Here is a 25447-nt window from a genome sequence, read left to right on the forward strand (position 1 = left end):
CATGGTCGTGCACGTCGCCCTCACCGGCGCCACCGGATTTCTCGGACTGCGCCTGTTACGTCGTCTGCTCGACACGCACCGGACGCTGACGGTCCTGACCCACGCCGGGTCGGGAGACGCTCTGCACCGCGTCACCCGGTTCTTCGAACTGACAGGCGCTCCGCAGGCGTTCACCGCCGGTCTCCCCGGCCGCTTACGGGTGGTGGAGACCGATCTGGCACAACCCCGGCTGGGGCTGTCCGCGCGGAGGTTCCACGAGCTGGCCGACGACATCGGCGCGCTCTGGCACAGTGCGGGCAGCATCAATCTGGAGGGGGACCTCCCCACCCTGCGCCGGACCAACGTCGAAGGGACCCGGCACATCCTGGAGCTGGCCGCCGCGGGCCGGCAGCGACCCGTGGTCCATCACGTGAGCACCGCCTTCGTGGCCGGGGCGCGGCGCGAAGGGGTGGCGTACGAGGACGAGCTGGACGATGCCTGCGGCTTCGAGAACGCCTACGAACGCTCCAAGTACGAGGCGGAGCTGCTGGTCCACGCGTGGTCCAGGGAACACGGCCGCGCCGTCCTGGTCCTGCGGCCGAGCATCCTGGTCACCGATCTGCCGCCGCACCCCGAACTGCCCTCGCACCCGCTGATGGTCATCGAGCGGATCCTTCGTGACGCGCGGCGCGCCGCGGGCTCCGGGTGCGCGGACGGGGCCGCGCCGGACCGCGTTCCCGGGCCGCGCGACCAGTGCCGCGGCCTTCCGGACGGCGGCCCTTCCGGCCCCGTGGCGGTGGGCCGTCCCCGTGTCCGGACGGTGGGGCATCCGCACGGCCGGCTGAACCTGCTGCAGGTGGAGCACGCGGCCGAGGTCATGGTGCGGCTGGCCGCCCTGACGCCCTCGGGCGGGGTCGACACGTACCACGTCGTCCATGACCGCGATGTGCCCGTGCCGACGGTCGTGACCCTGCTGGAACGGCTGATCCCGCTCGCGATCGACCTGGTCGCCGAAAAGCCGGACGACCCGTCGGCGCTGGAGGCGCTGCTGGACTTCTACCCGGGCATGACCTCCTACCTCGCCCACCGGCGGCGGTTCGACGACACTCGGGTCCGGTCGTCGCTGGGGCCTTCGGCCATATCCGCCCCGGTGGGCCTCGACTACCTCTGGTCCGGCCTGGCCCGGCGGGGGCGGGCGCCCTCCGGGCCGGCGGACACGCCCGTGACCGCCTGCCCGCCCGTCCGACACGCCTGACCAGCAGACATCCTCTTCCGTTGGAGCCTCTCCTTGTCCGTCCTCGCAGCTCCCGGCTCCCCCGCCACGTCCCCGCCGGTCTTCTCCCCGCACGGGATCGCGGCCCTGGCCCGGCGGATCCGCGAGCCCGTCCATGTGGTCAGCGGGCCGGACGGCCGTGAGCTGGGGCTCGCGGCCGGTCCTTCCCCCGGTGGCAGGGTGCTCGGCACGCTGCCCCCGCTGTATCCCGAGTGGCTCGGCGGCCGTACGTTCTGCGAGGCGCACGGCGTCCGCTTCCCCTATGTGGCGGGCGAGATGGCGAACGGCATCGCCACCACCGCGATGGTGTCGGCGATGGCCCGGGCGGACATGCTCGGGTTCTTCGGCGCGGGCGGGCTGGCGTACGCAGAGGTGGAGCGGGCCGTCCACACGCTGGCCCACGAGCTGGGACCGCGCCCGAACTGGGGCGTGAACCTCATCCACTCACCGGCCGAACCGGCGCTGGAGTCGCGCGTCGCCGAACTGCTGCTGCGGTGCGGTGTCCCCCGGATCTCCGCGTCGGCGTTCATGGAGCTGACGCCGGCCGTCGTGTGGTGTGCGGCGCGGGGACTGCGCCGGGGTGCGGACGGCGACATCGTCCGGCGTACGCGGATGCTCGCCAAGGTCTCCCGGCCCGAGGTCGCCGAGAGGTTCCTGTCTCCCGCCCCGGCGGCACTCCTGGACCCGCTCGTCGCCCAGGGGAAGTTGACCCGGGAGGAGGCGGAGCTGGCGGCCCTGGTCCCGGTGGCCGAGGACATCACCGTGGAGGCGGACAGCGGCGGGCACACGGACAACCGGCCGTTGTCGGTCGTCCTGCCGAGGATCACGGTCCTGCGCGACACCCTGTGCCGCCGGTACGGCTACCGCCGGACGGTCCGGATCGGCGCGGCCGGCGGCCTCGGCACACCGGACGCGGTGGCCGCCGCCTTCGCCCTCGGCGCGTCCTACGTGGTCGTCGGGTCGGTCAACCAGACCGCCACCGAGGCCGGCCTGTCCGACGAGGCCAAGGCGATGCTCTGCGACGCGGACATCGCCGATGTGACCATGGCGCCGGCGGCCGACATGTTCGAACTCGGCGTGAAACTGCAAGTGCTGTCCCGGGGAACGCTGTTCGCCCAGCGGGCCGGCCGGCTCCACGCGGCGTACCGGGCGCACGGTTCGCTGGAGGAGATCCCGTCCGCGCTGCGCGCCCTTTTCGAACGGGACGTGCTGCGTGCCCCGTTCGACGAGATCTGGCAGCGCACACGAGCCTTCTGGGAACAGCGCGACCCGTCGGAGATCACGCGGGCGCAGGCCGACCCCAAGCACCGCATGGCCCTGGTCTTCCGCTGGTACCTGGGCAGTTCGAGCCGGTGGGCGATCACCGGCGACGCGGCGCGGCGGGCCGACTTCCAGATCTGGTGCGGGCCGGCGATGGGCGCGTTCAACCGGTGGGTGGCGGGCACCGTGCTGGCGGAACCGGCGAACCGGTCCGTGGTGCAGATCGCGCTCAACCTCCTCGAAGGGGCCGCGGTGCTCACCAGAGCCCATCAACTCCGCACCTACGGCGTGCCTTTGCCGCCCGACGCGTTCACCTACACGCCGTGCGAGCTGGCGTGAGCGGCCCCGACGGCGCGAAGGCGCCCCTGCCGGCCGCCCCACCCCGAGGAGAGACCGTGCACGCAACCCCGCCCCACCGCGTTCCCGTCGCCGTGGTCGGCGTGGGCGCCCTGGTGCCCGGCGCGATGGACGCGGCCGGGTACTGGCGGATCGTGACCGGGGGCCGTGACCTGATCACCGAGGTGCCACCCTCCCGCTGGCGGGTGGAGGACCACTACGACCCGGACCCGGCCGCCCCCGACAAGACGTACGCCCGGCGGGGCGCCTTCCTGCCGGAGGTGGACTTCGACCCGATGGCTTACGGGGTGCCCCCCGCCAACCTGTCGGCGACGGACTCCTCCCAGCTCCTCGCCCTGATGGTCGCCGACCAGGTCCTGGCCGACGCCGGCGGCTCGGCCGGGGTGGACCGGGACCGGACCGGCGTCGTCCTCGGCGCGGCCGCCCTGGAGCTCCTCCCGCACATGTACGGGCGCTCCCAGCGCCCGTTGTGGCTCGCCGGGCTACGGGAGAGCGGACTCGCGGAGAGCGAGGCGCAGGCCGTGTGCGACCGCATCGCGGCCCGTTTCACGCCGTGGCGGGAATCGTCCTTCCCCGGGCTGCTCGGCAACGTCGTCGCGGGCCGGATCGCGAACCGGTTCGATTTGCACGGCATCAACCACACCACCGACGCCGCCTGTGCCAGTTCCCTCGCGGCCCTGTCCACGGCGGTCGGTGAACTGGCGCTCGGCAGGGCCGACCTGGTGATCAGCGGAGGCGTGGACACGGGGAACGACATCGGCATGTTCCTGTGCTTCTCCAAGACGCCCGCGCTGTCCCCCAGCGGTGACTGCCGGCCGTTCTCGGCCGCGGCCGACGGCACCATGCTGGGTGAAGCGGTCGTCATGTACGCACTGAAGAGGCTGTCCGACGCCGAGCGGGACGGCGACCGGATCCATGCCGTGATCCGGGGCATCGGCACCTCGTCCGACGGCAGGAGCACGGCGATCTACGCCCCACTGCCCGACGGGCAGGCACGAGCCCTGCGACGTGCCTACGAGGCGGCGGGTTACGGACCGGAGACCGTGGAGCTCGTCGAAGCGCACGGGACCGGAACGAGAGCCGGGGACACCGCCGAACTGGCGGCCCTGAGCGAGGTGTTCGGCGCGTCGGGCCGTACGGACGGGCAGTGGTGCGCGATCGGTTCGGTCAAGTCGCAGATCGGCCACACCAAGTGCGCGGCGGGTGCGGCGGGGCTGCTCAAAGCGCTCATGGCGCTGCACCACAAGGTGCTGCCGCCGACCGTCAAGGTGGAACAGCCGAACCCGGCGGCCGCCGCCCCCGACGGCCCGTTCTACGTCAACACGGAGACCCGCCCGTGGGTACGGCCCGCCGGGCATCCGCGCCGGGCGTCGGTGTCGAGCTTCGGCTTCGGCGGCAGCAACTTCCACGTGACGCTGGAGGAGTACGTGCCCTCGGGCGCGCCGGGCCGCGCGGCCCTGCGCCACCGCACGGCCCCGAGCGAACTCGTCCTGTTCAGCGGCGACTCCCCGTCGGACCTTGCGCCGCCGCGGGACGACGGCCGTCCGCTGTCCGCGTCGGCACGGGAGAGCCACGCCTCCTTCTCGCCGGCCGCCCGGATGCGGCTGGCCGTCGTCGCCACCGACGGCGAGGACCTGCGGCAGAAGTCCGCGCAGGCGCTCGCGCTCATCCGGCAGCGGCCCGGCACGGCGTTCTCCACCCCCTCCGGCATCCGGTACGCGTGCGGGGAGCCGGCACCCGGCCGCATCGGTTTCCTGTTCCCGGGCCAGGGGTCCCAGTACGTCGCGATGGGAGCCGATCTCGCCATGCTGGCGCCGGCCGCCCAGGCCGTGTGGGACCGGCTGGGCGGCACCCGCTTCGACGGACGGCCCCTGCACCGGGCCGTGTTCCCGCCGCCCGCCTTCACCGACGCGGAACGTGCGGCCCGGCGGGACCTGCTGGACGCCACCGAGTGGGCGCAGCCCGCGCTCGCGGTGCACGCGATCGCGCTGCTGGAGGTGGTGCGGGAGCTGGGACTGCGGCCGGACTGCGTGGCGGGCCACAGCTTCGGTGAGCTGGTGGCGCTGCACTGCGCGGGGGTGCTGGACGCCGGGTCGCTGGTGGGTCTGGCCCGTCGCCGCGGGGAGCTGATGCGGGACGCGGCGCTCACCCCGGGCGCGATGCTGGCGGTGGCGGCGGACCGCGCGCGCGTGGCGGAGGTGCTGGCCGCCGGCGGGTTCGGCGACATCTGGACGGCCAACCACAACTCCCCGCGCCAGGTGGTGCTTTCGGGCGCGCGGGAGGCCGTCGGGCGCGCCGAGAAGGCGTTCGCGGCCGAGGGGGTGGGCACCCGTCGGCTGACCGCCTCGACCGCCTTCCACAGCCCGCTGGTCGCCCCGGCCGCCGAGCCGTTCGCCGCGTACCTGCGCACGGTGCCGCTCGCCGAGCCCGGCATCGAGGTCTACGGGAACGCCGACGCGGCACCGTACCCCTCGACGCCCGACGAGGTGCGCCGACGGATCGCCGGTCATCTCGCCTCACCGGTGCTCTTCCAGGACCAGATCGAGGCGATGTACGCGGCAGGGGTGCGCACCTTCGTCGAAGTCGGCGCGGGCGCCGCGCTGACCGGCCTGGTGGGGCAGATCCTCGGCGACCGCCCGCACACGGCCGTTCCGCTGGACCGGCCGGGCCGGTCCGGGGTCGGCGCCCTGCACACCGCGCTCGGTGAACTCGCCGTGCTCGGCGTCCCCCTCGATCTCGACTCTCTCTGGGCGCCGTACGGCTCGCCCGGAACCTCAGCCAAGGAGCACCAGCCCCGAATGACCGTGAAGATCAGCGGAGCCAACTACGGTCAGCTCCACCCGCCCCGCGCCGCAGCCGACGAAGCGCCGGCCGTACCGGACCGTGAGCCGGAACACCGGCCGCGGCCCGCCCCCGCGCACGTCCCCGCAGCCAAGACTCAGGCGGTCCCCGTTCCCGTGTACGCCCCGGCTCCCGTACCCGCCCCGCAGCCGCCGGCCGACGGGCAGGCATGGGCGCCGGAACCCGCGCACAAGGCCGGTCCCGCCCAGGGCGCCGAGGCCGGGGCCGCCGTCGGCGCCGACTGGTACGCCGCGGTCGAACAGGTCCAGCGGCACACCGCGGAGGCCCACGCGGCCTGTCAACGCATGCTGGTGGACAGCCACATGGCCTTTCTCCGGATGACCGAGACGACCATGGCCGCGATGCTCGGGGTGCCCCGCACGACGGAGGCGCCCGACGCCGTGGCTGCCCCCGTGCCGCTGCCGCTCCCCCGGCCCTCGTCGCCGCGCGCACCGGCTCCGGTCGTCGCCGGCGTCCCGGCGGCCGGGCAGGCCCCGGCCACCCCGGCGCCCACCGCGCCCTCCGCGCCGATCGGGGCCGGGACAACGCCCTCGCCCATGCCGGTCGCGACACGTGCGCCGGCACCAGCACCAGCACCAGCACCAGCACCAGCTGATGGTGCCGCGGCCCTGTCACCGTCGGAGCTGGAGGAGCTGCTCCTGTCGGTGGTGGCCCGGCTCACCGGCTATCCCACCGACATGCTGGACATGGACATGGAGCTGGAGGCGGATCTGGGGGTCGACTCCATCAAGCGCGTCGAGATCCTGTCCGCCGTACGCCGTCAGGTGGGTGACATGGCCGCAGGAGACCTCGGCCACCTCGGCAAGCTCCGGACGCTGCGGGAGATCGTCGAGGCGCTCATCGGCGAGGCCCGGCCTCCCGGGGGGCTCGTACCCGCCCAGGACGTGGCCGGCTCCCAGGACCTGGCCGACACCCCGGAGACGCCCGGCATTCCCGCCCTGCGCACCGACCCCGGAGGGCAGGCGGCGCTGGCCAGGCTGGTGCCGCGCGCGGTGGAGTCGCCGGCGTCCGGCCTGGCGACGGCGGGACTGCTCGACGGGCCGGTCGTGGTGACCGGCGAGGGCACGGGCGGCTCCGGGCTGACGGGCCTCGTCGCCCGCATGCTGACGGAGCTCGGCGCGGACGCCACCGCCGTGGCGGAGGTGCCCGCGGACGCACGCGCTGTCGTCCATCTCGGCGGGCTGACCGCGAGCGGCGCGCAGGACGAAGCGGAGGAGGTCCACCGGTCGGCGTTCCGTGCCGCGCGTGCGGTGGCGGCACAGGCGGCCGGAGGCGGCGCGCTGTTCGTGACGGTCCAGGACACCGGGGGCGACTTCGGCCTCGGGGGCCACGCGCCCGATCGCGCGTGGCTGGGCGGGGTCGCCGGTCTGGCCAGGACCGCGGCGAAGGAGTGGCCCGACGCCTCGGTCAGGATCATCGACTGCGAGCGGGGCGGCCGGGACGACGAGGAGGTCGCCGAGGCGGTCGTGCGGGAACTCCTCGAAGGCGGTGCCGACATGGAGGTCGGCCTCCGCGCGGACGGTACCCGCGCCCTGCTGCGGATGGCGCCCGAGCCGGTGACGCCCGACGGCACCCGGCGGATCACCTCCGCTTCGGTGATCGTGGCCACGGGCGGGGCCCGTGGGGTGACCGCCGCCGCCCTGCTGGACCTGGCCAGGACGCACCGTCCGCGGATCGTGCTGGTGGGCAGGACCGACCCGGCCGCCGAACCCGCCTGGCTGGCTCCGGCCGCCGACGAGCCGACGCTGACCCGTCTGCTCGCCGAACGCTCCACCGGGGACGCGGCGGACTCCTCGCCCGCCCGGATCGCGGAGCGGGCACGGGAGGTGCTGGCGGCGCGCGAGGTGCGCGCGACCCTGGCGGCGCTGGAGGCAGCCGGGTCACCCGTCCGGTACGTCCAGGTGGACGCCCGCGACGGTGACGCCCTCGCCGCCGCCCTGAACGACGTACGCGACGCATGGGGGCCGGTCACCGGCATCGTGCACGGTGCGGGGGTCCTGGCCGACAAGCTGATCGCCGACAAGGGCGCCGATCAGGCCGAGCTGGTGATGTCCACCAAGGTGGACGGTCTGCGGGCGCTGCTCGCGGCGACGGCGGACGACCCCCTGGACACGATCTGCCTGTTCTCCTCCGTGGCCGCCGTGTTCGGGAACCCGGGCCAGAGCGACTACGCCATGGCCAACGAGGTCCTGCACCAGGTCGCGTCTGCCGAACAGGCCCGCCGCCCCGGCTGCCTGGTGCGGTGCCTGGCCTGGGGCCCCTGGCAGGGCGGCATGGTCACGCCCGCCCTGGCCGCGCGCTTCGGCCGGGCCGGGGTCCCGCTCATCCCGCTGGAGCGGGGCGCGGCCGCTTTCACGGCCGAGCTGGACGGTGCCGTCGGTGAGGCCCGCGTCGTCCTGGCGGCCGGGGACGACCCGGCGGCCCTGTCCCCGGCCGGTGGTCCGTCCCGGGCCCAGGTGCTGGTCCGCTCGGACAACTCGCCGCACCTGGCCGACCACGCGCCGGCCGGCGTGCCCGTGCTGCCCCTGGCGATGGTCCTGAACTGGTTCGCGGGCGCGGCCACGGCGTGGCTGCCGGAACCCGGGCCGCTCGTCCTGCGCGATCTGCGGGTGTACAGGACGTGCGCCCTGCCGGAACTGGCGGGTGCGGGCCACCGGCTCACCGTGCTCGGCAGCCGGGGCGCACCCGGTTCACCGTCGGGTCTGGAGGCGGAACTGCGGGGCGAGGACGGCCTGGCGCACTTCCGGGCCGTGCTGGACACCGGAACCGGGGTGCCGGATCCGGCCGCGTGGGTCGCCCCGGACGGCCTCAAGCCGTGCGAACAGGCCGATGTGTACGAGGGGAAAACCCTCTTCCACGGCCCCCGGTTCCACGTCCTGCGCACCGTGCACGGCGTCTCGGAGCACGGAGCCGAGGCGACCGTCGCGGGCTTGCGGGCCCTGGACTGGGCGGGCGGGCCCTGGCCGCTCGACCCGGCAGCGGTGGACGGCGCGCTCCAACTCGCCCTGCTCTGGGGCGAGGCGGTGCTCGGGGCGGCGACGCTGCCGATGGCCGTCGCCGAATGCGCGGTGTACCGGCGCGGTCCGGTGGACGGCGCCGTGCGGTGTGTCGTGCGGGGACGGAAGGCGCACGCCACGGGGGCGCGCTGCGACGCGGCTCTGATCGACGCCGACGGGTCCGTCCTGGTGGAACTGACCGGTGTCGAACTCGTCCGTCGCCCCTCCTGACCTCGTCCCCGGCCCGCGCCCTGCCGTGAAGTGAGTACCCGTATGGATGTCGAACCGATCGCCGTCGTCGGCCGGGGCTGTGTGCTGCCCGGCGCGCTCGACCCGGACACGTTCTGGGAGAACATCGCCGCCGGCCGCAACAGCCTGTCGGCCGCCCCGGAGGGGCGCTGGCGGTTGCCGCGCCGCTGGGCGATGGGCTCGGTGGACGACTGCCTCGACCGCACCTGGACCGATGTCGGCGGTTACGTCGAGGGGTTCGAGTCCGTCTTCGACCCGAGCGGTTTCCGCCTCGCCCCGGAGCGGATCGCGTCGCTGGACCCGCTCTTCCACTGGGTGCTGTACGGAGTGCGGCAGGCGCTCGCGGAGGCGGGTCACGAGGGCCCGCTGCCGCGCGGCGGGCTGGTGCTGGGAAACCTGTCGTACCCCACATCGGCCGGGGCTGCCTTCGCCGAACACGTCTGGCTGTCGGCGCAGCGGGCCCCGGTCCGTGACGCCCTGCTGACGGGTGAGCGGCGTACGCGCCCCGACGCCCGCAACCGCTTCTCCTCCGGGCTGCCCGCCCGGCTCGCGGCCCGCGCGCTCGGGCTCGGCGCGGGCGCGTGGTCCCTCGACGCCGCCTGCGCGTCCTCGCTGTACGCGGTCAAGCTGGCGTGCGACCGGCTGCACGACGGCACGGCCGACCTGATGGTGGCCGGTGCGGTCAGCCGGCCCGACCCTCTGTTCCCGCACGTCGGGTTCTGCGGGTTGTCCGCGACCAGCCGCACGGGACGCAGCCGCCCCTTCCACCGGGACGCGGACGGGCTGGTGCACGGCGAGGGCGCCGGGTTCGTCGCCCTGACCCGGCTGTCCGCGGCCCGGGCCGCCGGCCTGCCCGTGCTCGGCGTGATCCGCGGGGTGGGGCTGTCCAACGACGGGCGCGGTTCGGGGCTCATCAGTCCGTCGGAGGAGGGGCAGGTCCGGGCCATGCGCCTGGCGTACGAGAGGGCCGGCGTCGCCCCCGGGTCGGTGTCGCTGGTCGAGTGCCATGCGACGGGGACGCCGGTCGGGGACGCGGTGGAGGCGCGCGGCATGGCCCGGGTCTTCGGGGCCGGTGCCGACGTGCCCATCGGCTCGGTGAAGTCCAATGTCGGGCACCTCCTCGCCTCGGCGGGCGTCGCCGGACTGCTCAAGGTGCTCGGTGCTCTGCGGGCGGGGGTCCGCCCGGCGACGCTCGGCGCGGGGCGGCCGCTGGACGCGCTCGCGGGCACGCCGTTGCGGGTGGTCACAGCGGCGGAGGAGTGGGCGGGGCCCCGCAGGGCCGCGGTGAGCGCCTTCGGGTTCGGCGGGACCAACGCCCACCTGATCGTGGACGCCGCGGACGACGCGCCCCCGTCCGCCGTGCGGCGGCCGGCGCGCGGGCCGGTGGCCGCGGTCCCGCTGCCCTCCGGACCGGCCGGCCCCGCCTCGGGCCCGGGCGCGGTTCCCGGACCCGGCGCAGCCGGCGGCCGTACGCCGGTGGCGATCGTCGCCGTCGGTGCCCGGGTCGGCGAGGGAACGTCAGCCGAGGACCTCCGCCGTGCGGTGCTGTGGGGTGAACGGCGGGGCCCCGCCACGGGGATCGCCGTGGAACTCACGGACCTGTGCTTCCCTCCGCTGGCCCTGGAGCGGACCGTGCGCCACCAGCTCCTGGTACTGGAGGCCGCCCGAGAGGCCGTACGGGAGGTGCGTCTCCCCCGCGAACGGACCATGGTGGTCATCGGGACGGGGGTGCACCCCGAGGTGGCCCGGGCGGGCGCCCGCTGGCGCGTTCCGTACTGGCTGGAGCAGGCGGGGCCGGCCTCCACCGTGCCGTCGGCGGATGCCGCCCGGGACGCGTTCGCGCCGCCCATGACGGCGGAGGGGGTGGTGGGCAGCTTGCCGAACCTCGCGGCGAACCGCATCAGCACCCAACTCGATCTGGGCGGCCCGGGGTTCACGGTGTCGGCCGAGGAGGCCTCCGGACTGGTCGCACTGCGACTCGCGGCTCGGGCCCTCCGGTCGGGCGAGGCCGACGCGGCGGTCGTCGGTGCCGCCGACCTGTCCTGCGAGGCGGTCCACCGGGCCGCCCTGCGGGAACTCGGGCGCGAGGACGTCCCGGGCGACGCGGCCGTCGTCCTGGTCCTCAAGCCTCTGGACGCGGCACGCAGGGACGGCGACACCGTCGTCGCCCTGCTGGACGACGAGCTCGACGAGGAGGCCGCCGACGCGCCCGACATGGTCATCGGCGACGGGCCCGACGCGGTGTTCGATCCCGCGGCGGCCTTCGGGCGCGCCCATGCCGCGTCCGGCCTGGTCTCCGTCGCCGTCGCGGCGCTCTCGCTCCAGCACCGCGCCGTGCCCCGTCCGGACGGGCCCGCGGACGCCGCGGCCGTCGCCCACACCGCGCGGGCGGTGGTGACACCGCTGGACGGGCCCGCCACGGGCGTACGCCTGCGCGCGGGGGACGTCCGGCCGTGGCTGCGGGGCCCCGCTCCACGCCTGCACGTCTTCTCCGGGGCCGGCCGCCAGGAGGTTCTGGCCGCGCTGGCCTCCGGCGCGGAGTCCAGCGCCGGACCGGCCCGGCTGGCCCTCGTGGCCGACGGCGACACCGCCCTGGCGGACCGCAAGGAGGCCGCCCGCCGCTGGCTGACGGAGGGCGGGGCCCGCCCGGCCGACGTGCTGTACCGGGACCGTCCGGTCACCGGGCAGACCGCGTTCGTGTACACCAACGGCTCGGCCGCGTACCCGGGGATGGGCCACGAGCTGATGCTCGCCCTGCCGTCCCTCGGCGAGGCCGTCCGGGAAGCTCACCGGGCGCTCGGCACGCGGCTGCGGGCCGCCCGGGAGCCGGGGGTGCTCGGCCAGATCTGGGCGGCCGCCGAACTGGCGACGGTCCACACCGTGTTCAGCCGCGAGGTGCTCGGACTGCGGCCGGACGCGGCGCTCGGGTACTCCTCGGGCGAGTCGACCGCGCTGGTCGCGCTGGGGGCCTGGCCCGACGCCTCGGGACTGTACGAAGCCACCCGGGACAGCGGCCTGTTCACGACCGAGCTCACCGGTGAGCTCCGGGCGGTCCGGCGTCACTGGGAGCGGCGGGGCATCGGGGGCACCCGGTGGTCGAGCTATCTGGTCGGCGCACCTGCGGACGTGGTCCGGGCGGAGCTCGCCACGGAGGCCGCGGTGCATCTGATGGCGGTGAACGCGCCCGGGATCTGCGTCATCGGCGGCGAGTCCCGGGCGTGCGCGGCCGTGGTGGGCCGGCTCGGCGCCGGCCTCGCGATCGAGCTGGAGTACGACATGGCCGCCCACGCACCGGAGTTGGCGGAGGTCCGGAAGGCGTGGCGCGAAGCCCACACCCGTCCCACGGTCGAGGTGCCCGGAGTGCGGTTCTACAGCGGGTTCACCGGGCAGGCGTACCGGCCGACGACCGAGCGCGCCGCCGAGGCGGTGACCGCCCAGGGGCTGAACACGATCGACTTCGCGGCCACGGTCGAGCAGGCGTGGGCCGACGGTGTCCGGGTCTTCGTGGAGCACGGGCCGCGCAAGCTGTGCACCGGCTGGATCAAGCGGGTGCTCGGCGACCGGGAGCACGTGGCCGTCGCGCTGGACGCCCCGGACGGCACCGGTCTGCGGCAACTGTGCCTCGCCGTCGCCGAACTCGTCGTCGCCGGAGTGCCGGTGCGGGCCGACGGGTTGCTCGCCCGGCTCGCCGAGGCCGCCACGGAGCTCCCGCGCCCCGGCCCCACCGTCACCGTCCCCGTCGTCGCGTCCCCGTGCCTGCCGTCCCTGGAGCCCGCTGTGACGATCCTGCCCCGGGCTCCCGAGCTGGCCCGGGTACCCGACGACGGCCCCGGCCGCGCCCCGGTACCGGACCGGAGCCCCGGCCGGCCCGTCGCCCCCGCCGTGCCCGTCCCCGCCGCCCCGCCCTCCCGGGATTCCGGCCGGCCCGCCGCCCCGGTCACCCCGCCGCGTCCGGACTCCGGCCGCGCCACCGTCCCGGCCACCGCAGCGCCCGCCCTTCCCGGCGCCGGTGACCAGCGGCTGCGGCCGCCTGCCGGAGGCCCGCGGGAGCAGGGGGCGGCGGGGGCCCGGGCCGCGGTCGCCCGGCAGAGCCGGCGCCTCGCCGCGCTGCACCAAGAGGTCATGGCCGGGGCCGCCGAGGCCCATCAGCGGTTCCTCCGGGTGTCGGCGCTCGCCGTCACGGCGCTGACGGCCGCCGGAACGGCACACCCCGGCCCCGTACGGCCGGCCGGCCCCGCCGCGCCTCGACCGGTCGTCCCGCCTCCGCCTCCGGCCGGCGCGCGCCCGGCACCCCGTGCGCTGCCGCTGCCCACTCCCGCTCCGGACGTGGCGCCCGCGCCGGCCACGAGGCCGGGGCCGGTGTTCGACCGCGCCCAGCTGGAGTACCTCGCCTCCGGTGAGATCTCCGCCCTGTTCGGCCCGCGCTTCGCCGAGCAGGACGGGTACGCGGTGCAGACCCGGATGCCCGGGCCACCCATGCTGTTCGCGGACCGGGTCACCGGCATCGACGCGGTGCCCGCGGCGCTCGCCCTGCCGGGTCCGGTGCGCACGGACGGCCGGATCTGGACGGAGACCGACGTCCTGCCCGGCAGTTGGTACCTGGACTCCACGGGGCACATGCCGGCCGGCCTGCTGATCGAGGCGGGTCAGGCCGATCTGCTCCTCCTCAGCTGGTTGGGGGTCGACCTCCTCAACCGGGGCGAGCGCGCCTACCGGCTGCTCGGCTGCGAGGTGACGTTTCACGGCGCGCCACCGAAAGCCGGTGACACCCTGTCCTTCGAGATCCATGTCGACGGCCACGCGGAGGCCGAGGGCGTCCGGCTGGCCTTCTTCCACTACGACTGCTTCGTGGACGGCGAACTCCGGCTCAGTGTCCGCGAGGGCCAGGCAGGGTTCTTCACCCCGGCCGAGCTCGCCGGCAGCGGTGGTGTGCGCTGGGATCCGGCCGAGGACGCACCCGGCGAGGGCCTGCCGCTCGATCCGCCCGCCGTCCGCTGCGAACGCAGCCGTTTCGGCGCGGACCGGGTCCGGGCCCTGGCTCAGGGGCGGCCCGCGGACTGCTTCGGGCCCGGCTGGGAGGCGACGGCCGCCCACATCCGCTCGCCGAGGCTCGACGGGGACCGGCTGCGGCTGCTGGACGAGGTGACCGCGTTCGACCCGGCCGCAGGGCCGTGGGGCCGGGGCTATCTGCGGGCCGAGACCTCGTTGTCGCCGGACGACTGGTTCTTCGCCGGGCATTTCAAGGACGACCCCTGCATGCCCGGCACCCTGATGCTGCAGGGCGGTCTCCAGGCGATGGCGTTCTACCTGACGGCCATGGGCTTCACCGTCGACCGGGACGGCTGGCGTTTCGAACCGGTCAGCGGACAGCCTTACAAGGCCATGTGCCGGGGCCAGGCGACCCCGGAAGGCCGGCAGGTCGTCTACGAGGTGTTCGTGCGCGGGGTCTCGGCCGGGCCGGTGCCGACGCTCCACGCCGACGTGCTGGGCTCGGTGGACGGCACGAAGGCGTTCCTGGGCCGCGGCATGGCGCTGCGCCTGGTGCCCGACTGGCCGCTGTCGCACTGGCGGCACTCGGGTCCGCCCGCCGTCCAGGCCGGCGGAGCCCCTGTGCCGCTCCCGCTGCTCGGCGGGCTGGCCGGGCACCGGGAGGAGAAGCCGGTGGCCACGGCGGCCGACGGATTCCCCTTCGACTACCCCTCGCTGCTGGCGTGCGCCTGGGGCCGGCCGAGCGAGGCGTTCGGCACCATGTACGAGCCCTTCGACGGCACCCGAAGGGTGGCCCGGCTTCCCGGTCCGCCGTACCACTTCATGAGCCGGATCGTCTCGGTGGACGGACCGCAGGCCGGGATGCGGGAGGGCAGCGCCGTCGTCGCGGAGTACGACGTGCCCGCGGAGGCCTGGTACTTCGAGCAGAGCGGTGGCCGCACCATGCCGTTCGCCGTGCTCATGGAGACCGCGCTGCAGCCCTGCGGATGGCTCGCCTCGTACGTGGGCAGCGCGCTGACCACCGACGTGGACCTGCTGTTCCGCAACCTCGACGGCTCGGGCACGGTCACCGGGGAGGTGACGCCGGCGACGCGTACGGTCCGTACCCGTGCCGAACTGACGCGCGTCTCGTCCGGCGGTGACATGGTCATCGAGTCGTTCCGGGTGTCGTGCACGGCCGACGGCACGCCCGTGTTCGAACTCTCCACGGCCTTCGGCTACTTCCCCCGGTCGGCCTTCGACGAGCAACAGGGTCTCGCGACGTCGGCGGACGACCGGGCGCGTCTGGACGAGCCCTGCGGCCGCACGGTCGATCTGACCGCCCGGCCCGCCCCGTACCGCACGGGGGAACCGCGTCTGCCGGGTCCCATGCTGCTGATGCTGGACCGGATCACCGGATACTGGCCTGAGGGCGGAAGCGCGGGACTCGGCCGGTTGCGCTCGGAGAAGGACGTGCGCCCGGACGCCTGGTTCTTCCGGGCCCACTTCTTCCAGGACCCGGTGCAGCCCGGTTCCCTGGGTGTGGAGGCCATGTGCCAACTGCTCCAGTGGTACCTGCTCGAACGCGGCGCGGCCGACGGCGTTCCCCGCCCGCGCTTCGAGCCGGTGCTGCCCGGCCGCGAGACGGCCTGGACGTACCGCGGCCAGATCACGCCCGCCCACCGGCTCATCCGGGTGGACATGGACGTCGTGGAGAGCGGCACGGACGAACGGGGCGCCTATGCGGTGGCCGAGGCGTCGCTGTGGGGTGACGACACCTGCATCTACCGGGTCCGGGGGCTGGGCATGCGCGTGGTCTCCGAGCAGGAACGGCCACCGGCCGTCAGGTGACCCGGCTCCCGCAAACCGTGCGCCGGTTCGAGGAGCGGGCGGCAAGCCCCCTTCCCGCCTCCGGCCTGGCCGGACAGCGGCGCGAGGGCCATCGGGCAGGGGCGCTCCGCGCGGAAGCCGGCTCCCGGGTCCGGGCGGTCCGCCGGGGTGCGCGGTGGTGCCAGAGGGCCGCAAGCGGTTACCGATGGGGGGCGCTTTCAAAGCGCGTCAACCAATTGCACACATCCCCTCCACACACTGGCCGTGATGGTCTAGATTGACCGTGCTTCAGCAGTTCGGGCACAGGACGACCCGTAATGATCTTCAGATCCGGCACCACGAAATGCCGGCAGCGGCGTTCCCGGCGCCCTACACGGAAATGATCAGTTCCTGAAACCCGACAGGGGCCTCGGGGGCGGAAAGCGCCCGGAGTTCCGGCGGGTTATCGCACACTTGAAGAGCCTGGCGGAACGTACGCGACCACTGCCGCCGGGCGGGTTGTTGACGTAGCACTGCAAGGGCCGTGATGTCGTGCGCGGGAGGTGGGGACCTCCCGGGGGAGGAACAGTGCGGCGCGGGAGGTGGGGACCTCCCGGGGGGAAGGGCAGTGCCACGCGGGGGGCTGGGGGCCTCCCGGGGGGAGGAACAGTGCTAGGCGAACACGTCGAACCACTGGGGACCTGGGGGGTCTTGTGCGGCAAGGGGGAACATTCAGCCCGATTCCGTCGTCGAGCGGGCGTCTGGCGAACGGGGCGATCAGCCGGCCCGCGAGCGACTGGGAGCAGCGGTACCGCCGTGCCGTGATGACCAGCGACACGGTGGCCACCGCCTTCGTGGTGGCGTCGATCGGCAACTTCTTCGGGGCCCGGGACGCGGCCAACTGGCACGAGAAATGGGGAATTCTCGCTTTCGGCACCGAACTGCTGGTACTGGTCGCCCTTACGGTGAGCCGGTCATGGGCTCCGGCCGTGCTCGGCCAGGGCGCCGAGGAATTCCGCCGGCTCGGACGCTCACTGTTCGCGGCGACGGTTGTTCTGGCGCTCGGCGGAATAGCCCTGACCTCGCGCAACATCAAACTCTGGATCTTCGTCGCGATTCCCGCGATCGCGCTCATCACCATGACCGCGCGGTATGTACTGCGTCTCTGGTTGCACAGACAACGGCAGGAAGGCCGGTGTCTGCGGCCGGTGCTCGCTGCCGGGAGTCTCGCCACCGTGCGCGACCTGATCACTCGGACCCGCAAGTTCCCGCACCTCGGCTGGCGGGTGGACGCGGTGTGCACGACGGACGGGCTCGGGTTCGACGGTGACCACGTGGACGGAGTTCCGGTCGTCGGCCGGCTGACGGACGTCGCGGGCCACATGCGCCGCGACGGCTACCGGGTCCTCGCGGTCACACCGGACCCGCACTGGTCGCCGGACCGGCTGCGGCGGCTGGCCTGGAACCTCGAAGGCAGCGACGCCGAGATGGTCGTGGCCCCCGTGCTGATGGAGGTGGCGGGCCCGCGGGTGCACGTCGACGCGGTGCTCGGGATTCCGCTGCTGCGGGTCAGCATGCCGACCTTCACCGGGGGCCGCCGGGCGGTCAAAGGGGTCGTCGACCGGATCGGCGCGGTGATCCTGCTGGTGCTGTTCGCGCCGCTGATGGTGTTCGTCGGACTGCTCGTGGTGGCGGACAGCCGGGGTGGCGCCTTCTACCGCCAGCGCAGGGTCGGCAAGGACGGCCGCGAGTTCACCATTCTCAAGTTCCGCTCCATGGTGGCCGGGGCCGACCGGGCACGTGCCGAACTGGCCGACCTCAACGAGGGCGCCGGCCTGCTGTTCAAGCTCCGCCGGGATCCGCGGGTGACCCGGGTGGGAGCGGTGCTGCGCCGGTACTCGATCGACGAGCTCCCGCAGCTCTTCAACGTGCTCACCGGATCGATGTCGCTCGTCGGTCCGCGGCCTCCGTTACCGGAGGAGTCCGCTGCGTACGGCCCCGACATCCGGCGGCGGCTCCTGGTCAAGCCCGGGCTGACCGGCCTGTGGCAGATCAGCGGACGCAGCGACCTGTCCTGGGACGAGGCGGTCCGGCTGGACCTGCGGTACGTGGAGGACTGGTCGCTCGCCCTGGACACGGTGATCTTGTGGAAGACGCTGCGTGCGGCGCTCTACGGCCAGGGGGCCTACTGATGCGCGGGGGACGTCCGGACGGTGCGCGGACCGCAGGCCACAAGGGCCTGCGTAGGGGGAGGAACGGGTCATGAGGGTCAGCGTTTTCGGGCTCGGCTACGTGGGCTGTGTGTCGGCCGCGTGCCTGGCCGACATGGGCCACGAGGTCATCGGGGTGGACGTGAACCAGGTGAAGGTCGACCTGGTCAACGAGGGCAAGGCCCCGGTGGTGGAGGAGCGCATCGGCGAGCTCATATCCGAGGTCGTGCGGACGGGAGCCTTACGCGCCACCGGCGACGTCCGCGAGGCGATCAGGGACAGTGAGATGTCGCTGGTCTGTGTGGGCACCCCGTCGGAGCCCAACGGCAGCCTGTGCACCACGTACTTGGAGCGGGTCACCGAGGAGATCGGCGCCGCGCTGGCCGAGCGCGGTGGGCGGCACACCGTCGTGTTCCGCAGCACCATGCTCCCCGGCACCTGCCTGAACCTGCTGGTACCGATCCTCGAGAAGCACGTCGGCGGCACAGCCGGGGTGGACATCGGGGTCGCGGTCAACCCGGAGTTCCTGCGCGAAGGCACGAGCGTGCGGGACTTCTTCGACCCGCCCAAGACCGTCATCGGCGAACTCGACCCGGCGAGCGGCGACGCGGTGACGGCGCTGTACGACGGCTTGCCCGGCGAGGTGTTCCGGGTGCCGGTCCCGACGGCCGAGGCGATCAAGTACGCGGACAACGCGTTCCACGGCCTCAAGATCGGCTTCGCGAACGAGCTGGGCGCGGTCTGCCAGGCACTCGGCGTGGACTCGCACCAGGTGATGGACGTGTTCCTGGCCGACCGCAAGCTGAACGTCAGCCCCGCCTATCTGCGGCCCGGCTTCGCCTTCGGCGGCTCCTGCCTCCCCAAGGACCTGCGCAGCCTGGTCCACGCGGCGCAGCGGGCCGACGTCTCGGTGCCCATCCTCGCCCATGTGCTGCCCTCCAACTCCGCGCATCTGCAACGCGCGGTGGAGCTGGTCGAGCGCACCGGCAAGCGGCGGGTGGGCCTGTTCGGGCTGTCCTTCAAGCCCGGCACCGACGACCTCCGTGAGAGCCCGCTCGTCGAGCTGGCGGAGAGACTCTTCGGCAAGGGCTACGACCTGCGGATCCACGACGCCAACGTGAGCCTCTCCCGGCTGATCGGCGCGAACCGCGAGTACATCGAGACCCGGCTGCCGCACCTGGCGCAGCTGCTCGCGGACTCCGTCGAGGAGGTGCTCGCGCACGCCGAGGTGTGCCTGGTCGGGACCAGGGACCCGGCCGTGCTCGCGGCGCTGCCCCGTGGCGGCGGCCCGGTGATCGTCGACCTCGTCCACCTTCCCGACGCCGAGACGCGCCGGACCGAGCCGGGGTACCTGGGCCTTGCCTGGTGACCCCATCGGCGGCGCCGGGGCGATCCGGCGTGCGCTGATTCTGGTGGAGAACCTGTCGGTGCCCTTCGACCGGCGGGTGTGGCAGGAGTGCACGACGCTGCGCGACGCGGGCTGGACGGTGCACGTCATCTGTCCCCGGGGGGAGAAGCGGGACACGGAACCGGAGGTGGTGATCGACGGGGTGCGGATCCACCGCTACCCGTTGCGGGCGGCCACCGGAGGACCGGCCGGCTACCTGCGGGAGTACGGATCGGCGCTGTGGCATACGGTCCGGCTGGCCCGGAAGGTCGGCCCGGTCGACGTGGTCCACGCCTGCAACCCGCCCGACCTGTTGTTCCTGCCCGCGCTGTGGCTGAAGCGGCGCGGAGCGCGGTTCGTCTTCGACCAGCACGACCTGGTCCCCGAGCTGTACCTCTCCCGGTTCGGCCGTGGCGAGGACGTCCTCTACCGCGCCGTGTGCGCGCTGGAACGGCTGACCTACCGGGCCGCGGACATCGTGCTCGCCACGAACGAGAGCTACCGGGACGTCGCGGTGCGCCGGGGCGGCCGGCGGGCGGAGGACGTCTTCGTGGTGCGCAGCGCGCCCGACACCGACCGCTTCCACCCCGTGCCGCCCGAGCCGGAGCTGAAGCGCGGCAAGCCTCACCTGCTGTGCTATCTCGGGGTCATGGGCCCGCAGGACGGCGTCGACTACGCCTTGCGGGCCCTCGCGAAGCTGCGCGACGACCTCGGACGGACCGACTGGCACGCGGTGTTCGTGGGCTCCGGCGACACCTTCGACGCGATGGTGGAGCTGTCGCGGCGGCTCGGGCTCTCGGAGCAGGTGCAGTTCACCGGCCGCATTCCGGACGCCGACCTGGTGCGCTACCTGTCCACCGCCGACGTGTGCCTCTCCCCCGATCCGCACAATCCGCTCAACGACGTGTCGACCATGAACAAGGTCCTGGAATACATGGTGATGGGCCGGCCGATCGTCTCGTTCGACCTCCGGGAGGCACGGGTCTCCGCGGGTGACGCCGCCCTCTACGCGCCCGCCGGCGACGAGGCCGGGTTCGCCGCGCTCATCGCGCTGCTGCTGGACGATCCGGAAGGGCGGGCCCGGATGGGCAAGACCGGCCAGGAGCGGATCAACGGGCAGCTTTCCTGGCGCAACTCGCAAGCGTCGCTGCTCGCCGCGTACGCCGCTGCCTGCCGTGACCAGGTTTCCGTGCCGGCGGGTGCCCGCGGCCGGACAGGGAGAAGGCCGCGCCGTTGAGCGATGACACGATACGCCTGGTCACGATCGGGCGGATTTTCCGTCGGCGGTGGCGGCTCCTCATCGTCCTCACGGTGGTGGGCGCGCTCGCCGGCTACGGCGTCTCGCTGCTGGTGCCGCCGCGCTACACGGCGTCGGCGTCGGTCCTGCTGCCGGGGCAGTGGGAGGAGCGCGCGCTGCTGACGCAGGCGGAGGTCGCCACGAGTTCGGAGGTCGTCGACCGCGCGGCCGCCGCGCTCGGCCGGCCCGGCGTCAGCGGCGCCGAGCTGCGGGACCGGGTGAGCGCCAAGGCCACCGACGGGAACATCGTCAAGATCTCGGGTACGGCGGAGACCCCGGAGCGCGCGCAGCGGCTCACCGACGAGGTGGCCCAGCAGTTCGTCACCTTCGCCGCGCGCATCGCGGGCGACAGCACCGACCCCGACGCGGCGGGCCCCGAGGCCCTGCGGAAGAAGGTGGAGCAGACCGACCGTCGCATCACCGAACTGGCCGATGCGACCGATCCGGGGCAGACCGTGGAGAGCGTGCAGGCCCGCACCGAGCTCGAGAAGCTGCGCACCGCGCTGCGGGAGGCCATGAAGAAGCTGGATGAGGCCGACCTGGCGACCAGCAAGGCCGGCATGGTCGTCATGGGGCCGGCGGCCCGGCCGACGGGCGAGGCGCCCCCGACGCGGACGCAGCTCATCGGCGCCGGGGCGCTGCTGTTCTTCCTCCTCGCGATCATCGGCCATCTCACCGCCGCGCGGATGGACCGCCGGCTGCGCACCGAGACGGAGATCGCCGCGGCCCTGGGCTCGGCGCTGCTGGGTACCGTCGACGTACCGGGTGGACTGCCCGCGCACCGGCCGCGAGGCCGTGGACCGCTTGCCTGGGTCCGCCGGCTGCTCGGCGTCGGCACCCGGTGGGACATGCCGGCCCCGCGGGTGTCCGGCGACGAGGCCGGCGTGCGGATCCGCTACCAGCGGGTGTGCGCGCGCCTCCGGGACCAGCTGCCGGCTCCCCGGCGGCTGCTGGTGGTCGTACCGGCCGGCGACGAGCTCGCCCGCCGGGCCGCCGGGCAGCTCGTCGCCGAGGCCGAGAGCGATCTTTCCGCGAGCGCCTCGGGCACGGGACACCCCGTGCTGCGCGTGGTCGAGGTGTCGGTGCCCCGGCCGATGGTGCCGGACCGTGCCACCGAGTCCGGTGTGCTGGTCGTGCTCAGCGCGGGCAGCTGGACCGCGGAGGAGCTCGCCGGCGTCGCCGAAGCGTGTGAGGACGGCAGGCACGAGGTCGTCGGCGTCATCGTCGCCGGCCCGGTCCTGGGCCGTCCGACGCGGTCCGCGGGCCGTCGTCGGGACGACGCCCCGTCGGCGCTCGCGGTGTCCGGTCACGTGACGGGGGGTTCCGCGTGACGACGGGAAGGACGTCGGAGCCGTCGGACGCCGCTCCGCTGCTGGACCTGCAGGCGCTGGTGGTCGCCGTGCGCCGGCGACGCCGGCTCTGGTGTTCCCTGGCGCTGCTGGGTCTGCTGGCGGGCCTGGCGGTGGCGGTGCTGCTGCCGCAGCCGCCGGCCGCGGTGACCATGGTGCTGGTCGCGCACAAGGAGGACCAGCCGAACGACACGGGGACGCTGATCCGCACCGACGTCGAGCTGCTGCGGACCACGCGGATCGCCGGCCAGGCGCTGCGGTCCCTCAAGTCGCCGCAGGACCCCGAGGACTTCATGCGGGACTACCGGGGCACCGGTCTGACCAACAACCTGCTGCAGATCGAGGTCACCGGTGACAGCGACGCGCAAGCGGTGGCCCGGGCCAAGGCGCTGGCCGACGCGTTCGTCGCCGACCATGTGAGACGGATGCGGGAGGGCGCGAAGGCGGAGGCCGACGCCCTGCTCGACCAGCGTGACCTCATGCGGGACGAGCTCACCCAGGTGAACAAGGCGATCGGGGACGGCTCGCCGGAGAGCGACCCGAAGGCATCGGCCCGCATCGAGTCGCTCTTCGCCCGCCGGGCCGAACTCGACTCGCGGATCGCCGAGTTCGACCAGCGCGCCGCCGAGGCCCGCACCGGCACACCCCGGGTCGTCGCCGGCACGCAGATCGTGGACGCCCCGCACGCGGTGCGGCGCTCCCTGCCGAAGACCGCTGCCACCCGTGCCGCGATCGGGCTCGTCCTCGGACTCGCCCTCGGGCTCGCGGTGGCGGCGGTCAGCACGGTGGTGGCCGACCGTCCCGTGCTGCGCCGGGAGATCGCGGCGAACCTGGGCGCCTCGGTCATCGCGGAGCTGCGCCGCGTGCCCCGCCGGCCGGCCGGGCCGTGGCAGCGCCGGCGGACCCGGGCGGCACGCGACCGGCTCACCACGACCCTGGCCCGCACCGTGCGGGACTCCGCGGAACCGGTGTCGCTGCTGGAACTGGGCTGCGCGCGCGGCACGAGCGTGATCGCCCTGAACGTCGCCAGGGAACTGGCGGCGCGGGGGCCGGTGGTCGTCGTCGACGGTCTGCCCGGCCCGCAGCTCACCCGCCGCCGCCCCAAGCCGGGAGATCCGACCGTGGTGCGCGGCGAACACGACGCGGCCGTGTCCCCCGAGGAACGCCGGATCGGCGTCGGCTCGGTGGCGCCCGGCGCGGCGTGGACCGGCCTTCCGCATCTCGGCACGCGCACCGTGCTCGTCGTGCGCGCCGGGCACAGCAGCGCCGCGTGGCTGCACACCGTGGCGCGGCAGCTCGCGGACCAGCGCGTCGCGGTGATCGGTGTGGTGCTGATCGACCCCGATCCGCGTGACCGGACCGACGGCACCCTGTGGGACGGGCCGCGCACCGCCCCGCGCGGCCGGAACGAGCGGCCGGCCCGGGAGAACGGAACGGGCCGGCGGGGGACGAAGCGGCTGCCGGTGTGGGCGGCGCAGGTCCCGGACAGTGACCAGGAGGCTCGGTAGCACATGTGTGGCATCGCAGGCACGTACCGGTGGCCGGACGGGAAAGCCGTGACCGACCGGCTCACCGACACCCTCGCCCACCGCGGTCCGGACGGGGCGGGCCGGTACGGCCACCCCGTGGGAGACGGCGAAGTGCATCTCGGGCACCGCAGGCTGGCCATCATCGACCTGTCCGGGACCGGGGCCCAGCCGATGGTCTCGGGCGGCCTCGCCCTCACGTACAACGGCGAGCTGTACAACGCGCCCGAGCTGCGTGCCGAGCTGGCGGCCGCCGGGGTGCGCTTCCGCGGCACCTCCGACACCGAGGTGCTGCTGGAGGCCTGGCGGCGCTGGGGCACGGACTGCCTGCCCCGGCTGCGCGGCATGTTCGCGTTCGGAATCTTCGACGAGCGGACCGGCGACCTGGTGCTCGCCCGCGACCAGTTGGGCGTCAAGCCGCTGTTCCTGCTCCGGCGCGGCGAGGGTCTGGTGTTCGCCTCGGAGCTCAAGGCGCTGGCCGCCGTGACCGGCGGGTCGCTGGAGGTGGACCACGCGGCGATGGTGGCCTCGCTGCTGTACTACTGGGTGCCGGACTCCCGGTGCGCGTTCCGCGAAGCGGAGAAGCTGCCGCCGGGGAGCTGGCTCCGGTGCCGGCCCGACGGCCGGGTGGAGCGCGGCCGGTACTGGGATCTGAAGGACGTCGCGGCCGAGGCGCAGGAGCGGGCCCTGGCCGGCGAGCGGCCGGATGTCGCCGCCGTCGTCGAGGAGTCGACCCGGCGCCACCTGCTCTCCGACGTGCCGGTGGCGACGTTCCTCTCCGGCGGGCTGGACTCCAGCTACCTGACGGCGCTGGCGGCCCGCGACCGGCCCGGGATCTCGGCGTACACGATCGGGTTCCGCGCCGAGGACGCCCGGTTCGAGGCGATGCCGGACGACCTGCGCCATGCCCGGCGGGTGGCCGAGCAGTTCGGCGTCGATCTGCACGAGATCGAGATCGCCCCGAACGTGCTCGACCTGCTGCCGCGGATGACGTACCACCTGGACGAGCCGATCGGCGATCCCGCCGCGATCAACACCTTCCTGATCTGCTCGGCCGCCCGGGAGGCCGGGGTCAAGGTGATGCTCTCGGGGATGGGCGCCGACGAGCTGTTCGCCGGCTACCGCAAGCACCTGGCCAACCTGCTCGCGCTGCGCTACCAGCGCGTCCCGCGGCCCCTGCGGGGCGCTCTGGCCGGGGCCGTGGACCGGCTGCCGGTCGCCACGGCACGCCGGGGGTACCGGTCGGTGCGCTTCGCGAAGCGGTTCCTCTCCTTCGCCGATCTGCCGGAGGAGACCGCGTTCCGCCGCAGCTACACGATGTACGACCGGGAGGAGCTGCTCGCCCTGGTCGATCCGGACCTGGCCGGCACGGTCGGGGACGTGCTGACCGAGCATGCGGACGTCTACCAGGACAACGAGCTCGACGACTTCGTCAACCGCATGTGCCTGGGCGACGCCCGGATGTTCCTGCCGGGCCTGAACCTCGCGTACACGGACCGGTCGAGCATGGCCGCGTCGACGGAGGTGCGGGTGCCGTACGTGGACGTCGAGGTGGTCAAGGCGGCGTTCGCCGTGCCCGGTGACCGCAAGATCGTCGGACGGCAGGGCAAGGCCGTCCTCAAGGAGGCCGCCTCCTCGGTCCTGCCCCGGGAGATCGTGTACCGGCCCAAGGGTCTGTTCAGCGCTCCGCTGCGCGCCTGGATGAGCCGGGATCTGGCCCCGCTGGTGCGCGAGGTGGTGCACGACGGCGTGCTGGTCCGTTCCGGGTTCCTGCGCCGCGACGCGCTGGCCCGGATGGTCGCCGAGGACGCCGCCGGGCACCGGGACTTCTCCAAGCATCTGTGGCATGTGCTGACCCTCGAGTACTGGTACCGGGGCGCGACCTCCGGGACCGGCCAGAACGCGCCCTCACCGGCTTAGAGACA

Annotated in this window: 10 protein-coding genes; all 10 read left to right on the top strand. The window is 74.2% G+C overall.

The window, feature by feature from the left end; all coding sequences use genetic code 11:
- Position 1: 1 nt before the first annotated feature.
- The 10 genes from ABZ454_RS14800 to asnB all read left to right on the top strand — a co-directional run bounded on the left by ABZ454_RS14800 (position 2) and on the right by asnB (position 25442).
- Entirely contained in the window at positions 2–1234 is a 1233-nt protein-coding gene (locus ABZ454_RS14800; RefSeq protein WP_359538101.1) for an SDR family oxidoreductase, read from the top strand.
- Positions 1235–1267: 33 nt separating this feature from the next.
- Positions 1268–2851 (top strand): PfaD family polyunsaturated fatty acid/polyketide biosynthesis protein, encoded by a 1584-nt coding sequence (locus ABZ454_RS14805; RefSeq protein WP_359538103.1) that lies wholly within the window; start codon positions 1268–1270, stop codon positions 2849–2851.
- Positions 2852–2907: 56 nt separating this feature from the next.
- Positions 2908–8958 carry an SDR family NAD(P)-dependent oxidoreductase gene (locus ABZ454_RS14810; RefSeq protein ID WP_359538105.1) on the top strand — a complete coding sequence of 2017 codons (6051 nt, stop codon included), beginning with the start codon at positions 2908–2910 and terminating at the stop codon, positions 8956–8958.
- Positions 8959–9000: 42 nt separating this feature from the next.
- On the top strand, positions 9001–15795 hold the full coding sequence (locus ABZ454_RS14815; RefSeq protein ID WP_359538107.1) for a beta-ketoacyl synthase N-terminal-like domain-containing protein: 6795 nt from the start codon (positions 9001–9003) through the stop codon (positions 15793–15795).
- A 671-nt stretch (positions 15796–16466) separates the two neighbouring features.
- The gene (locus tag ABZ454_RS14820; RefSeq protein WP_359538109.1) at positions 16467–17945 is read left to right on the top strand and encodes a sugar transferase; all 1479 of its coding nucleotides are present in this window, start codon (positions 16467–16469) and stop codon (positions 17943–17945) included.
- 70 nt (positions 17946–18015) lie between these two features.
- On the top strand, positions 18016–19332 hold the full coding sequence (locus tag ABZ454_RS14825) for a nucleotide sugar dehydrogenase (RefSeq protein WP_359538111.1): 1317 nt from the start codon (positions 18016–18018) through the stop codon (positions 19330–19332).
- Positions 19322–20587 (top strand): glycosyltransferase family 4 protein, encoded by a 1266-nt coding sequence (locus tag ABZ454_RS14830; protein WP_359538113.1) that lies wholly within the window; start codon positions 19322–19324, stop codon positions 20585–20587. Before ABZ454_RS14825 ends, ABZ454_RS14830 begins: the two co-directional genes overlap by 11 nt.
- Positions 20584–21978 (top strand): Wzz/FepE/Etk N-terminal domain-containing protein, encoded by a 1395-nt coding sequence (locus ABZ454_RS14835; protein ID WP_359538114.1) that lies wholly within the window; start codon positions 20584–20586, stop codon positions 21976–21978. Before ABZ454_RS14830 ends, ABZ454_RS14835 begins: the two co-directional genes overlap by 4 nt.
- Positions 21975–23504 (top strand): Wzz/FepE/Etk N-terminal domain-containing protein, encoded by a 1530-nt coding sequence (locus ABZ454_RS14840; protein WP_359538115.1) that lies wholly within the window; start codon positions 21975–21977, stop codon positions 23502–23504. The genes ABZ454_RS14835 and ABZ454_RS14840 overlap by 4 nt, the downstream gene beginning before the upstream one ends.
- Positions 23505–23507: 3 nt before the next feature.
- Positions 23508–25442: an asparagine synthase (glutamine-hydrolyzing) gene (gene asnB, locus ABZ454_RS14845; protein ID WP_359538116.1), complete on the top strand. Its 1935-nt coding sequence runs from the start codon at positions 23508–23510 to the stop codon at positions 25440–25442.
- The last annotated feature ends 5 nt before the right edge of the window (positions 25443–25447 follow it).

The organism is Streptomyces sp. NPDC005803 (genome assembly GCF_040630435.1).
Lineage (GTDB): Bacteria > Actinomycetota > Actinomycetes > Streptomycetales > Streptomycetaceae > Streptomyces.

What these genes read in the sequence shown, in the direction of transcription:
- asnB (WP_359538116.1), top strand. Translation starts at nt 23,508, where the DNA reads ATGTGTGGCATCGCAGGCACGTACCGGTGGCCGGACGGGAAAGCCGTG.
- ABZ454_RS14825 (WP_359538111.1), top strand. Translation starts at nt 18,016, where the DNA reads ATGAGGGTCAGCGTTTTCGGGCTCGGCTACGTGGGCTGTGTGTCGGCC.
- ABZ454_RS14800 (WP_359538101.1), top strand. Translation starts at nt 2, where the DNA reads ATGGTCGTGCACGTCGCCCTCACCGGCGCCACCGGATTTCTCGGACTG.
- ABZ454_RS14815 (WP_359538107.1), top strand. Translation starts at nt 9,001, where the DNA reads ATGGATGTCGAACCGATCGCCGTCGTCGGCCGGGGCTGTGTGCTGCCC.